Raw genomic sequence first — 14,551 nt, 5'->3', positions numbered from 1 at the left:
CGAACGCTCCTCGAAGATCAGCGCCTGGAGGACTCTGCTGGACTGGTCTCCGCGGTCGATTGAAGAGGTTCGTCCACCTGAAGAATTCGGTCGGACTTTACCTCACCTAACTTCTGGACGACACCACTAGGCCACCGAATCTCAATCTCCTTTGCGACTATATCCGTTCCGAGGCCAAAGTGCGCGCGTTTATCGTTAGAGGAGAGATAGCCCCCCGCGGTCGAGACAGTGACATATTGAGATCCTTTGGATGTTGTCAGCTTTATCTCTGCGCCGATGGCATCCCGGTTGCTGCGGTGGCCGACCAGGCGCAGCGTGAGCCAATGATTCTGCGTCGCCGTTTCGTTATGCAGGATGTGGGCGGCTCCGCCGTTTGTCGTGACTACTGCGTCGATGCGGCCGTCATTGTCGAAATCGCCCACCGCCATTCCGCGACTGACCCAAGGCTGAACGAAGACGCTTCCTGAGACCTCGGACACGTCGACAAAGCCGTGACCAGTGTTGCGCGCAAGAAGCATCGGCTCTTTGTAGTGAAGTTGAGGTGAAGTGAGTTCGATAGTATCGAGATCATGTCCCTGGGCAATGAGTAGATCCTTGAGCCCGTCATTGTCGTAGTCGAGAAAGTGAACGCTCCAGCCGGAGTGGAGAAGAGTGATGCGGCCAATGCCTGACATGTAGGTGTCGTAAGTGAAGCTGCCGTCGCCGTTGTTTTTGTAGAGGGCGTATCTCTGGTTGGCAAGATTGGTGATGACAAGATCGGGAAGACCATCGTTGTCGTAGTCTTCAAAGTCGATGCCCATACCGGCGTAGGTGCGGCCATCGCCGTCGACTGCGATCTCGGCGTTGAGCCCCATCTCCTCAAAGGTGCCGTCTCCGTTGTTGCGGTAGAGGAACTCCAGCATGGAATCGTTCGCGACGGCTATATCGATCTTGCCGTCACGGTCAAAGTCGGCGAGCGCGATCCCGAGACCTTTGCCGGGGACAGAGAGGCCGATTTTTTTAGAAACCTCGGTGAAGTGGCCGTTTCCGTCATTGTGGTAGACCAGGGGAGCGATCGCGGGGAAGATGTCTGGATGGCAATAGGCGCGATAACCGTCGCGATGCTCGCCGCACCAGACCTCTTCAAAGTCCCATTTGACGTAGCGGAGGACGACGAGGTCGAGTAGGCCGTCGTTGTCGAGATCGATCCAGGCCGCACTGGTCGACCAGCCACTGCCAGCGGTTCCGGAGCTCTCGGTGATGTCGGTGAAGCTGCCGTTGCCGTTGTTGTGATAGAGGCGATTGCCGCCATAAGCCGTCACGTAGAGATCTTCAAAGCCGTCATTGTCGAAGTCTCCCACTGCGACACCCATGCCGTAGCCGACGCCTTTGAGCCCAGAGCGCTCGGTGACATCCTCGAAGGTACTGTCCTTTTTCTGGTGATAGAGGCGGTTCCAATCGTGGGGGCCGGACTTCTGCGGAATGGTGCCCTTTGTTGTTGGGCTGTCAAGGTGAGCTCCGTTGACGAAGAATATGTCAAGGAGGCCGTCGTTATCATAGTCAAAGACGGCGACTCCCGAGCCCATCGTCTCAAGCAGATACTTTGTCGAGGTATGGGACGCGACACCTTGAAAATGAATACCACTGCTTTGGGTGATATCGACAAATTTGCCGGGGATGACGGGCGGTTGTTGTGTGGCAACGTGAGGAGGAGGTGAGATCTGCCCGAAGACAACAGATGCAATCAGGAAGCAGAGCGAAGCCGCACTGCCGGTGCACACGGATCTCGCAACGAGAAGGATTGGGAATCGTGTTCTGAGGTTCCGGGCCTGAGATGAATCTGCTAAGGACACTGTTCGCTCTTTCTGCTTCTTTGATGTGCGATTTCGATCTATTATCTCGATCTATTTTGACGATTGGACAAGACTCACCTGACAAATCCCAGTCTTGGTCTACCTGTTTTCTTTCGCTTGGGGAGCAGCACACGGCCGACTGCCGTCCTCCAACGCTGTGAGAGTATGGCGCGCCTCTCCCATTCCAGGGCTGTAGACGAGCACAGTTCTGAGCGTGTCTTCTGCGGCTTCTTTAGATCCAAGCATGCACTGCGCCTTGGCGAGATTCTGTCCGAGGGCGGGGATGTCCGCGTTTTGACGGAAGGCTCGCTGCCACGAATCTGCAGCTGCCTGGAGGTTACCCGCTCGGGCGAGGAGAGTACCTAGATTCGTTGCGGCTGCCAGGTTCTCGGGATCGTTTTTCAAGACATCCTGGTAGTAGGTCTTGGCGTGAGCGTCATCCTGATTCAATTGGGCTATGATTCCGAGCGCGCGCAGCACTGCAGGGTCCTCGGGATCAGATTTTTCCGCCGCAATGAGCATCTGCCATGCACGCGATCTTTCGGTTGTGAGTCCTTTAACCACAACGAGGTTGTAGTACGCCAGAGCGAGGTCGCGCGATTTGCTCGTGCTGGCTAGAATCGGAACCAGCTCCGGGGTTCGAGCCGGAACGGCTTCCAGATCGGGTTGGGCGGGATGCTGTCGGATGCGGTGATCGGTCCATGATACATGGGGGATGTTCTGCGCTCCGGTTTTTGGCATATGGCAGCTGGTGCAGTCGCGAGTTACGACGTAGTGCTCGGCGACATATTTGTCCTGAGTGTGACAAGTGAGACATTTGGTGCGATAGAAGTTGGTGCGCTCTTCAGCCGTTGGCGAAGCGTGAGGATTGTGACAGGTCATGCACGACATGCCGGGCCCGCTCGCGATCCTGCACCTGCTGGACTGGAACTGCTCGATCTCGCTGACGGCACGCTGGGTCGTGTTCTCGCCGACATAGACAAAGTAGGACATGAAGTCGGTGAGATCGGCGCCAGGTTTGAAGTCGAGTACGGACCGGTCGCGGCGTTCGACACTTGTATCGCCTTCGAGATGACAAACACTGCAGATACTATCTCTCTTTGCAGGCGAAAGCTTGACGGGGTTGACGACAGCGGTGCGTCCGCTAGAGGCAACATGTTCGCGGCTATCCCCGTGGCAGCTCTCGCAGGTTATGCCTACGTACTCGAAGGGTAGTCCGCGATAGAGATTGTCGGTGCCTTCTACCTGCTTGTTCACGCTGCTCATGTGGCAGCGCAGACAGCTTGGGTTGAGCGTGAGCGCTCCGGGGAGTTCCCGCGACCGCTGAAAGCCGGGCTTCATGGCGTAGCCTTTGAGGTTTGCGTAGTAGGCAATCGGACTTTCCAGCAGGTATCCGTTCTTCGAATAGAGGTAGGTCAAGCCGAGGTGACCAGAGCCTAGGAAGTAATGAAGCCGCTCTTCGATTTCGATAGGAGGCGCCGTGGGAAGGGTATAGTCAAGTGTAGGGTGCGCTTGGTTGCTAACTGTGTAAATGACGCCGGATGGAGCGTGCCGAAACGATCCTGGGATAAGTCGTTCGCCGGCTAGTCCGCTCGCGTTGGCCATAGGTGTCTTGAGGTAAGTCTCGAATATCGTACGGTGACATTGGCTACAGACGGCGTCGGCGTCGCGCACTGGTGTAGCAGCCTTGTCCTGCGGTAACCCACGCAGTGAGAAGGCGGCAGCTAAGAAGAGCGGTAACGCCCGCGGCAATCTCCTTAGAAACATTAACTCACTTTCCATACAGCGTGCTCGCCTAAGTCTTCAAACTGCGTTTCAAAAGTAGAACCACAGTTTAGGTAAAGGTTATCTCGACCTGAAAGCTAGAAGATGCAACGGCGTTTGTCAACAATGAGCAACGCTATCGAGGCCAAAACGTATCTTGTATATTCACTCCATGGCTGTCCGAATGAAAGATGTTGCGCAAAGTCTCGGCGTCTCGATCGTGACGGTCTCAAAGGCGCTTAAGAACCATCCCGATATTGCGAAGGCAACACGCGAACGAGTGATGGCGAAGATCAAAGAAGTTAACTACCGGCCGAATCTGATGGCTAGGAGCCTGGTGACCGGGCGCAGTTCTCTCGTTGGTCTCATCGTGCCGGACCTAATTCACCCCTTCTTCTCCGAGATCGCGAAATCGCTCTCAAGTGCGCTGCGCAAGAAGGACTTCTTCCTGCTCGTAGCCTCCTCCGAGAGTGACGCTGTCCTCGAAGATGCCGAGATCGAGCATATGCTCGCTCACCGGCTGGATGCCCTGGTGGTAGCCACAACACAGTCGACCTCGGAGAAGTTGCGCAAGGTCAGCGAGAATGGGCCGCCGCTGATTCTTCTCGACCGCGACTTTCTGGATTTTCGCTCTAACTTCCTCGGATCGAACGACTACAAGGTTGGTGAGTTAGCAACGGAACATCTCATCGCCATCGGTCGCAAGAAGATCGCCCACATCCGAGGTCCGGAGAACAGGGTAGGGAAGAGCCGTTTCGAGGGATATCAACATACTCTCGAGCGCCACGGGGTTGCCATCGATCCTCGGTATGTGATCGCACCGCTCGGCTCAGTGGATGTAGATGGCCGGAGGCGAGGGGAGACGGCGATGAAGCACCTGCTAAGCCTGAAGATGCGTCCGGATGCGGTCTTCTGCTTCAATGACATGATCGCGTCCGGTGCCATGATGGCCGCTTTGGACGCCGGCCTGAAGATACCTCGTGATCTCGCAGTCATTGGTTGCGGAAACTATCACTACGATGAACTGCTTCGCGTCCCGCTTTCGACAATAGACCAGAGGATTGAGCCCCTGGGCCTTCGGACCGCGAAGATGATCTTCCGTCTCGTTGAAGCAGAAGGGCCGATTCGTCCCCAGCGCGTCATACTGGAGCCAGAGCTGGTGGTTAGAGAATCTTCCAGAGTTGTGAAGTAGGAAAGCAAAGTTCTCCAGTGTCTCGGGTCAAGCCACATCTCCTGTCGAGAGATGGTCGCGATTGATATGGTGGATGAATCCAGTGTGCTGAGACCAGAAAAATCAACAAATGTCTCAAGCCTTAACTGGACGTATTAAGGCGAGACACCTCAATCCGAAATCCGTACGCGATGTCGTTCGGCTTCTGTGTCGGCAGTTTCACAACCAGTTCGTTCGAGTTCCGCTCGAAGGAACAAGGCTCTCCGACGCCGAGCATCTCGACTTTGCTGATCTCGCTTGGAAGCTCTTTCGATCCGCGAGCGAACGTCTTGATCTTAAGTTTGCTATCTGCGGGCCAACCGAGCGCGATGACGTAAAGACGGCCATCCTTAACGGTGAAGCGCATGTCCTCGGAGGTATAAGGTCGGCCATTTCCCTCGTTGAAGTTACCAGTTTTCACCGGGTCCGGTGGGCCTTCTCCATACACGGTGAAAGGCCGCGTGCCGAAGATGGCCTCTCCGTTTATCGGCATCCAGGCTGCTAGGTCAGCAAGGATTTGCCGCTCGTCGGAATCGATGGTGCCGTCACCCTTCAACGGGATATTCAAGCACAGATTTCCGTTCTTGCTGACGACGTCCGCCAACAGATGAATCACTGTCTTTGCATATTTATACTTGTGCTGCTCAAAGACTTCACGGCTATAGTGCCAGTCGCCGATGCAGGTATCGGTCTGCCACGGAAGCGGAAGAATGTCATTCGACCTGCCTCGTTCGAGATCGAGCGCTGCGGCTCCTCTATGCTGTGGAACAAACTCTTTCCCGAAGACAACGGCCTCATTGCGTCCTCCATGAAGGGCCATATTCGAGTTGTAGAAGTGGGTCGTAATATCGACACCGGTTTGGCCCAGCGGGAGCCCGGTGTCGTCGAAGTAGAGCATGTCCGGTTTATAAGTGTCGAGAAGATCCCTGCAACGCAAAAACCAGGTGTTAGTAAAGTCGGGATTATCAGCTGGGGGAAATTCATCCCAAACGCGATCGTTCGCATTGTGCCAGCTAAGCATCTTCTGGGCTGATGTGAAGCCATCCGGGACGACCAGATTGGGTCCCACGTAGAGCTCCTGGGGATTTAGGCCGACCAAGCTCTTCTTTGTAAATCCGTCATACCGCACACCCGCCAATGGACCCTCCGCATCGTAGCCGTATGCAGTCTGGAACCAATGCCACGCATGGGCCGAATGGTTGCTGACCCCGTATCGCAAGCCGCGTCTTTTACAGATCGCACCCCAGGTCCCGACAATATCCTTCATTGGACCGACTCGCGTTGAGTTCCAATCGTGATATTTGGACTTGTAGTTGTCGAAGTTATCGTGATGATTGGCAAGCGCCATGAAGTACTTCGCGCCAGCGGCCTGGTACAGATCCATCAGGGCCTCAGGATCCCAGCGCTCTGCCTTCCACATGATGTCGATATCCTTGAAGCCGACCTTTGAAGGATGGCCGTAGTTCTTGACGTGGTAGTCGTAAGCCGGATCGCCCTGAAGGTACATCCTGCGGGCATACCAATCCCCCTGCTCGGGCACGCACTGTGCCGTCCAATGGGCCCAGATGCCGAACTTCGCATCTCGAAACCAGTCCGGTGTCTCGTAATGTGCTTTAAGCGACTTCCATGTAGGTTCGAACGGCCCCTTTGCAAGAGTGCGCTCAAGGCTGGTCGCAACTCTCCCTACCGGGTTTGCCGGGGAATTGATAACGGCACCCAGAAGTCTTGACGTGACGGCAGCTTGTCCCGCGCCCGCGAGAAGACCGAGTGCACCTCGTCTTGAAAGTTTCATGAACTCTCCTGCTGATTCTGTTTCGGTGTTGGGCTACTTTGATCGTAATCATTGTTACGATGAGTGAATTGACTATTTGTCGGAGACCCCTGCGACCAAATGATATTGTTGTCCCTTGCGCACACGTATCGTAACTATCTCCCTATCTTTGTCTGGAGTGAGGTCGACTGCGTCCCCCTTCGTGTTGGTGGCCATAATAAGGCGCAAACCTCTCTGAACACGGAGCCGGTGAGTGCCATCGCGCAAAGCAAGAAGTTCCGCGTCGACTAATTTGCCGTCCTTCCATCGCAGTGCAACCTCCAGTCCACCGCGCGTGCGCAGACCCCTGATAGAGCCGTTCTTCCATGCGATTGGCAGTGCTGGTAAGAGTGCGACTTCTTTATCGTGGCTTTGTAGGAGAAGCTCGGCAATAGCAGCCGTAGCGCCAAAGTTTCCATCGATCTGAAAGATGCTATGCGGGGGTCCAGCTGATTTCGAACGCGCCGTCTTCTCGCCGGAGCTGGTGGCAATGGCTGTCTCCAGGGTTTCGCCCAGCGGGTGTGTGTCGAACAAATTCGGTCCGGTGCTGTGCTCGATCAGCATCTTGAGCGACTCCCAGGCCATGTCTCCGTCTTCCAGACGTGCCCATAGACCGATGACCCAGGCGCGGCTCCAGCCCGTATAAGCGCCACCGTTGGCAAGACGCCGCTCAACCGATCTTCGCGCTGCCTGCGCAAGCCGTGGATTATTGCGCGGAGTAATCTCGGAGCCGGGATAGACAGGATAAAGATGTGACATGTGGCGCTGCCCCGGCTGGTTTTCCTCATAATCGATTGCCCACTCCTGAAGCTGGCCCCATCGCCCAATCTGATAGTCGGGCAGACGCTTGACGACGGTGCTGAGCCTAGCCGCAAAGGCAAAATCGGTATTCAGAACGGTCGCAGCTTGCTGCACGTTCGTGGAGAGTTCTCGAATCAGTGCGAGGTCCAGCGTGCATCCAAAGCTTGTACTTGCCGTAGTGCCGTTTGGCGCAAAAAATGTGTTTTCGGTGGAGAACGACGGGCAGGTCGTCAAACCGCCTTTCCCGTCGTCCACCATCCAGCTCAGGCAGAACTCTGCCGAGCCGCGCATAATCGGATAGACCTTGCGCAGAAATGATTCATCGCCGGTGAAGAGATAGTGCTCCCAAAGGTGTGCGCACAGCCACGGCCCGCTCATGGCGAAGTTGGCCCAGGTGGGTGTCGCGAACTCCGTTCCCATGCCGACCGGGGCGGACTGCCTCCACAGGTCGATGTTGTGGTGCGAGACCCAACCATTGGCGCCGTAGTTGACCTGTGCCGTCTTCGCTCCATTCTGGCTGAGGTCCGCGATCATTTCGGCCAGCGGCAGGTGGCACTCGGAGAGGTTGCAAGTCTCAACCGGCCAGTAGTTCATCTGGACATTGATATTCGAAGTCCAGTTCGAGCTCCACGGCGGACGCAGCTCATCGGTCCAAATACCTTGCAGATTCGCAGGTTGCGTGCCCGGCCGCGAGCTCGTCATCAGCATATATCGGCCTAGGTTGAAGTAGAGCGCAAGAAGCGCAGGATCGGGGTTCGCTGCAAACTCCGATACTCGCTTGTCGGTCGAACTCGAGCTGGACCCAAATTCTTTACCGAGGTCGATCCTTACTCGTCGATAGAGCGCCTGATGATCCTTCAGGTGCGCGGAATACAGGCTCTCGTACGAAATGACTTTGGCACTCGCAACAGGCCTCTCCGCGGCAGCCACAATTTCAGCGAGCGGCATATCGGGAATCTGCGCATATCCCTTGTAGCCGGTAGCGATGCCGACCAGCAGGAGCACGCTGGTAGCGTTCTTGATCGCAAGAGTCCCGTCCTGCGCACGCGTAACTGAGCCGTCCCTGGCTGAGGGATGTGAGTTCGAATCCAGCAGCTGTGCGTCCAGTACCGCAGCGAACCGCATGCCAACCCCTTCCGCATCGCTGTATTGAATCGGATTGTCGTTGTGCAGGTAAGACGGTATCGAGACGCTGGGCGCTTTTCCGATCAGACGAATGGTATTGTCGTCGATCGCCTCCGTTTTCGACTGCAACAGGCTTACGAATCTCACTATTCCATTGAGTGCCCCCTTACGGCTGCAGGTCAGCCGAATAACGATGACCTGTGCCGGGGCCGAAACAAAGACCTCGCGTATGTATAAGTCCCCAACTTCCGCGTTCGCGCCTTCTGCGCCAGACACACTGTAGCGAACGGTCGCCACGCCGCGATCAAGGTCCAGTTCTCGGCGGTATCCGCTCACGGCCGACGGATGATCGAGCGTAATCAGCACATCCCCCACAGGCTCGAAGGCCTGGTTGTAAGGACCCTGCATCTTCCGGCACTCCTGATCGGCCGCCTGGTATTTGCCTTGCTGCAGGATGAGCTTGCGAACCTCAGGCAAATGGTGCTCGGCGTCCGGATTGTTCCAATCGGAGGGGGCTCCGGACCAGAGCGTGTCTTCGTTCAGTGTGATGCGCTCCCTGCCCGCGTCCGACGTGCCACCGAGGCCGCCCCCGAGCACCATAGCGCCCAGGCGTCCATTACCGAGGGGGACGGCGTCTACCCACTGGCCCGCGGGCTGCTCAAACCACAGCAGTGATTCTGTGCTCGCATATTTTGTATCCTCTGAAGAACTCTCTGCGATGGCGTTGACGGAAGCGCTCGAAAGGTAGGAAGAAGCATAGGTGAGTCCAAGCAGACTGAGAAAACTGCGGCGTGTTGAAGAAGATCCCATTCGAGTCCTTAGCGCTCTTCAGCCTTCTCGGCTGCTTTGATATTGACAATTGTGGGGCGGGTCCCATATCTATGTACACGCAACAGTAAACGATTACTTGAAAAGCATGCAATGCCTCAAACATACTAATTTCCCTCCCAAGGATTTTTACTCATGGCGCTTTCCGCGACCGCATCTTGCCTGACGTCTCTTTGTCTCGCGGCATCCTTTATTCACACGCTAAATGCTCAGGATGTTTCCAGCACGATGCTGGCTCCCACGCCACCCATGGGATGGAACAGTTGGGATTCATTCGGACCCTCCGTGCGCGAGGACGAAGTGAAGGCAAATACCGATGTCATGGCGGCTAGGCTAGCAAAGTATGGTTGGCAATACGTCACGGTCGACATTGAGTGGTACGCACCCGACGCCCATGCTAATGGCTACATCCCTCGGGGCAGGGTCGTGCTGGACCAGTACGGGCGCTTTCAGCCAGCGCTCAATCGTTTTCCGACCGCGGCTGACGGAGCGGGGTTCAAGCCGCTCGCCGCCTACGTGCATAGTAAGGGCTTGAAGTTTGGTATTCACATCATGCGTGGAATTTCGCGGGAGGCAGTCGAAAAAAACCTGCCCATCGAAGGGTCGAAGTACCATGCCGCCGATATTGCCGACAAGGTTAACATCTGCCACTGGCCCCAGATGGAAGACACTTACGGCGTCGATATGAGCAAGCCGGGCGCTCAGGACTACTACGACTCCATCGCACGTCTTTACGCAGCATGGGGGGTTGATCTGGTTAAGGCAGACGATATGAGTCGGCCCTTCCATGAGCCCGAAATCCGTGCTCTCAGCTCTGCTCTGAGGAAGACAGGTCGACCCATCGTTCTCAGTCTTTCGCCTGGACCCGCGCCGATTAGCAATTATCTGGAGCTCAAAGCCAACGCGCAGATGTGGCGTATCTCGGATGACTTCTGGGATCGATGGATCGATGTCAAGCAGCAGTTTGAGCGGGCTCACCTTTGGGAGAACGACTCGCATCCGGGAGGCTGGCCCGACGCGGATATGTTGCCGCTTGGTCACATCGCGATCCGAGGCGAGCGCGGTGTCGATCGCAACAGCTTGCTTACGCATGACGAGCAGATCACTCTGATGACTTTGTGGTCGATCTTTCGCTCTCCACTGATCTTCGGTGGCGACCTTTCCACGAGCGACGCATTCACCTTCAGTCTGCTCACCAATCCCGAGGTGCTGGCGGTCAATCAAGCCAGCACCCATGGCCACCAGGCCTACCGTAATGACGACATTATTGCCTGGACGGCAGATGAGGAGACCTCCGGCGGCAAGACCCTGGCAAAGTATGTGGCAGTCTTCAACACGGGTGACACCACCAAGAGCGTGCATCTCTCCTGGAAGAGTATTGGGATCGGTGCTCCAGCAGCCGGAGTCCGTGATCTATGGGCGCAGCAAGAGGTTAAGAAAGAGAGTGCCGATGCGGAAGCTCTTCACACCTCTCTTGCGCCACATGCCTCTTTGTTCTACAAGGTCGTCACTCTTGAGCAGAGCCATTGACGACCTGCGCCTCAGCCGTCGGCAGCGGGGTGGCATTTCGTAGGAGCAAGGGGATATCGTGATTCCGAGAAGAGATTTTCTAAAGGGTGGCGCTGCAACCGTGGCGTTCAGCGCAGGCAAGAAGACCTTTGCTGGTATCTACACGAAAGACCAGCCTGTCGCTTACGACGAAAAATCGGTCATTTTGAATGGACACCGAACCCTCGTCACCTGCGGAGAAATACATTACCCTCGGTCGACTCGAGCTATGTGGCCCGTTCTCCTTGAGCGAAGCAAAGCGCTGGGTCTGAACATGGTTGCAACTTACGTCTTCTGGAACTTCCATGAGACAAGCCGTGGGAACTATGACTTCACCGGCGAGCGCGATCTTGGCCACTACCTCGACCTGTGTCAGCAAAAGGGACTCTCTGTCTTCCTCCGAGTCGGACCTTACATATGCGCGGAGTGGAACTACGGAGGATTTCCTCCTTATCTGCGCGACGAACCGGGCATCACCATTCGCACGATGAACGCAGCCTATACGGCACGTGTAGAGGCCTTCTTTCACAAACTGGCTGCCGTGGTGCGACCACATTTCGCATCCAATGGCGGTCCGGTGGTGCTAGTCCAGGTAGAGAACGAATACACCAACGTCGCCAAACGGTACGGAGGAGAGGGGCAGGAATATCTCAGGTGGATTGTTGAGTTGGCGAAGCGAGTCGGTCTTACCACCGTGCCAACCACAACCTGCGAGGGCGGCGCTCAAGGCGTTATCGAGACCTCGAACGGATTTACGATTCCCCCGGAGCGCATCGCGGCCGTTCGCAAGTCCCACCCGGGCACACCACTTCTTTGGACCGAACTTTATCCAGCCTGGTACAGGGTCTGGGGAGGCCGCAACCCCATGCCTCGGGACGTGCGGGAGATTGCCGGTGCCATTCTAGATTTTGTAAGCCGCGGTGGCTCAGGCTGGAACTACTACCCGTGGCACGGCGGCTCTAACTTCGGTCGCAATCCGATGTATCTTCAGACGACCTCTTACGACTTTTCCGCCCCCATCGACGAGTATGGAGGCATTACGCAGACAGGAGTTTATCTCGGTCAGTTCCATGCTTTCATGCAGGAGCACAGCTCTATCTTTTTGGAGGGATACAGCTCTGACAGTCTCGATGGAGAGCATCGGACGACCACTTGGACCAAGGGAAGCGATCAACTGCTGCTAGTGCGGGGAACGGACCCGAAGGATGCCCGTCTCCTGAACGGCAAAGGCGAAACCCTCTTTGATCTGAATGCTGTCCATTCGAAGGTCGAGCATAGTTACAGTGAAACCAACTGGACCACAGTGCCCGGAGGCGACGAGGCAAGCTCCTGGACGATGTGGAAGGAGTCTCTTCCCGGAGTCAGGCAGGACAAAGGCGTTGTCTCTATAGAACCAATCGAGCAACTGCTGCTGACGAAAGACATGACAGACTACTGCTGGTACAGCACGATGCTGCTAGTCGCGAAGGCAGGCGCGCAAGAGATAGTCATTCCGTACGGTGGGGACTTTTTCTATGTGTTCGTGGATGACGCTCTCGTCGCCTCGTCCAAACTGCCGCTGCACGAAGATCGTGGAGCCATTACGCCTGATGATCCTGTTCATCCAAGGGTCGTTGCGAACGTGAGCGAGGAGCATCACGAGAGTGGCTTCCGGCACGCATTCACCATTCCCTCTTTGCCGGAGGGAGCGCATCGCCTGGACCTACTCGCAGTTGCGATAGGCATGGTCAAGGGCGACTGGCAGATTGCAAGTCCGATGAACTTCGAGCGGAAAGGTATATGGGAAGGTGTCCTGTTTAACGGCAAACCTCTTCGCAACTGGACGATGCGTGCAGGCCTCATCGGTGAGCGTTCTGTCAGCGCACCCACGAAGGATGAAAATATCTGGCGGGCCACAGGAACGCCTCAACCGCTTCAGTGGTACAGAAAGCAGTTGGCGGTTCCGGCAAGTCTATTATCCGGAAGCGCGGTCTTTCGCATCGATGGAAATGGTCTTGGGAAGGGCATGATCTGGCTGAACGGCAAAGCTGTCGGCCGTCATTGGCTGATCGATGCGAGCAATGCGCCGGAGACTCCGTCACAACGTTATTATCACGTTCCGTCCGATTGGCTTCGTCAAAGCAACGAGCTCATTCTCTTTGAGGAGCACGCAGTCTTGCCGACCGAGGTAAGACTTCAGGTGCGAGCCTAACGGTCCGTCCGCTCGCGAGCAGGATTCTATATAGAGTTTGCAGCATTGGCCAAAGGGTCCACATAATTTGTGTGGGCCTCTCTTTTTGGCGTCAGATCTCGAACGTCGTTGTCACCATCAGGTTCGCTTCGTAGCGACGCATGTACTGGGCGAATACAGCGATCACCAGGTAGGCGTAGAGAGGGAGTTGATAGCTTGCGGCCGTGCTGTGCGTGTGTTCCGCAATGAGACCCATCAATGGCGTTATGATCGCGCCGCCAATGATGGCCATCACGAGGAGAGAGCCGCCGAGATTGGTATTCGCGCCGAGCCCCTTCAAGCCCATGGCGAAGATCGTCGGAAACATCATCGACATGAAGAAGCTGGTCAGTAAAACAGCGCCAATCCCGATTGTGCCAGGGTTAAAGATACCAACAAGCAGCAGCGCGACATTTGAAAGCGCAAAGACCGTCATCAGAGAGCCTGGCGCGAAGCGTTTCATCAGGAAGGTCGATGAGAAGCGGCCAAGGCCAAACGCGCCAAGGGTGTAGGTGAGGAGGTGCCCGGCCGTCTTCTCTGGAGTATGCGCGTAGTCCTGCGCATACTGGATGAAGTAGCTCCAGGTTCCTACCTGCGCGCCTACGTAGAGGAACTGCGCGACGATAGCGAAGAGAAAGTGCCTGTAGCGTAAAAGCTCCCTCCAGTTGCCGCTTATCTCTGCGGTGTGCTCGCGTGTGCGGATAAATGTCGGAAAGCGCGTCATAAGGATCATCACCGCCCAGACCAGGGCAACCGTGCCGAGAACTAGGTACGGCGCGACGATCCGTAGCGTCTCGCGATGCAGGTACGCCGTGTAGGTTCCCTGGTCCCGCATGACCGCGATCTGGTGTCCGGTCAGTTCGATCCCGGAGAATATAAACGTTGTGCCGACCAGCACTCCCAGGATGGCGCCGAGCGGATTGAATGCCTGCGCCAAATTGAGTCGCCTCTCCGAAGTTGCCGTTGGCCCGAGCTGCGCGATAAATGGATTTGAGGCCGTCTCCAAAAAGGCTAATCCGCTGGCGACGACAAACAGGGCCATCAGAAAGAAAACATATCTTCCGGAGTTTGCGGCTGGCAGAAAGAGAAAACATCCCGATGCAAAAAGCAGAAGACCCGTCATGAAGCCGGCTTTATATCCCTTCCTCTTCACGAGCAGCCCCGCGGGAAGCGCCAGCAGAAAGTAGCCCAGGTAAAAAGCCGACTGTACCAGCCCTGCTTCGAAGCGGCTAATCGCAAACGATTTCATAAACTGGCGAATTAAAACATCATTCAGATTGTTCGGGATTCCCCAAAGAAAAAACAGGCCCGTGATCAGGAGAAAAGCTCGCAGAACACCTGAAGGAAGAAGCGGGGCGCTGCGATTCGCATCAACGGCGGAAGGGTCTGGGGTGGAGACGATCATCGCGACCTTTCATGTTTCG

At 56.0% G+C, this 14,551-nt stretch carries 8 protein-coding genes; 3 read left to right on the top strand and 5 right to left on the bottom strand.

Annotated elements, in window-relative coordinates:
* Positions 1-17: 17 nt before the first annotated feature.
* Together HDF08_RS11155 and HDF08_RS11150 are read right to left on the bottom strand one after the other, a co-directional pair.
* A complete protein-coding gene (locus tag HDF08_RS11155) occupies positions 18-1,760 on the bottom strand; it encodes a CRTAC1 family protein (RefSeq protein WP_179638533.1) in 1,743 nt (580 codons plus the stop codon).
* Positions 1,761-1,931: 171 nt separating this feature from the next.
* Positions 1,932-3,437 carry a cytochrome c3 family protein gene (locus HDF08_RS11150; protein ID WP_179638532.1) on the bottom strand — a complete coding sequence of 502 codons (1,506 nt, stop codon included), beginning with the start codon at positions 3,435-3,437 and terminating at the stop codon, positions 1,932-1,934.
* Positions 3,438-3,768: 331 nt separating this feature from the next.
* Here HDF08_RS11150 and HDF08_RS11145 point away from each other — a divergent pair, with 331 nt between their 5' ends.
* A complete protein-coding gene (locus HDF08_RS11145) occupies positions 3,769-4,788 on the top strand; it encodes a LacI family DNA-binding transcriptional regulator (RefSeq protein ID WP_179638531.1) in 1,020 nt (339 codons plus the stop codon).
* A 121-nt stretch (positions 4,789-4,909) separates the two neighbouring features.
* Here HDF08_RS11145 and HDF08_RS11140 read toward each other — a convergent pair whose 3' ends face one another.
* Together HDF08_RS11140 and HDF08_RS11135 are read right to left on the bottom strand one after the other, a co-directional pair.
* Positions 4,910-6,598: an alpha-L-fucosidase gene (locus HDF08_RS11140; RefSeq protein ID WP_179638530.1), complete on the bottom strand. Its 1,689-nt coding sequence runs from the start codon at positions 6,596-6,598 to the stop codon at positions 4,910-4,912.
* A gap of 72 nt (positions 6,599-6,670) precedes the next feature.
* Positions 6,671-9,352, bottom strand: coding sequence for a glycosyl hydrolase family 95 catalytic domain-containing protein (locus HDF08_RS11135; RefSeq protein ID WP_179638529.1), 2,682 nt, complete (start codon positions 9,350-9,352; stop codon positions 6,671-6,673).
* 246 nt (positions 9,353-9,598) lie between these two features.
* Between HDF08_RS11135 and HDF08_RS11130 the strand changes: the two genes are divergently transcribed.
* Positions 9,599-10,900, top strand: a complete 1,302-nt coding sequence (locus HDF08_RS11130; RefSeq protein WP_257030971.1) for a glycoside hydrolase family 27 protein — start codon at positions 9,599-9,601, stop codon at positions 10,898-10,900.
* Positions 10,901-10,958: 58 nt separating this feature from the next.
* Positions 10,959-13,109, top strand: coding sequence for a beta-galactosidase (locus tag HDF08_RS11125; protein WP_179638527.1), 2,151 nt, complete (start codon positions 10,959-10,961; stop codon positions 13,107-13,109).
* 91 nt (positions 13,110-13,200) lie between these two features.
* On the opposite strand, the gene fucP is transcribed toward HDF08_RS11125, so the two are convergent.
* On the bottom strand, positions 13,201-14,532 hold the full coding sequence (gene fucP, locus HDF08_RS11120) for an L-fucose:H+ symporter permease (protein WP_179638526.1): 1,332 nt from the start codon (positions 14,530-14,532) through the stop codon (positions 13,201-13,203).
* Positions 14,533-14,551 lie beyond the last annotated feature (19 nt).

It is taken from the genome of Tunturiibacter empetritectus (assembly GCF_013410875.1).
Taxonomy (GTDB): domain Bacteria; phylum Acidobacteriota; class Terriglobia; order Terriglobales; family Acidobacteriaceae; genus Edaphobacter; species Edaphobacter empetritectus.
Note: the sequence above shows the minus strand (reverse complement) of the source record. Positions and strands in the feature narration are given on the sequence as shown.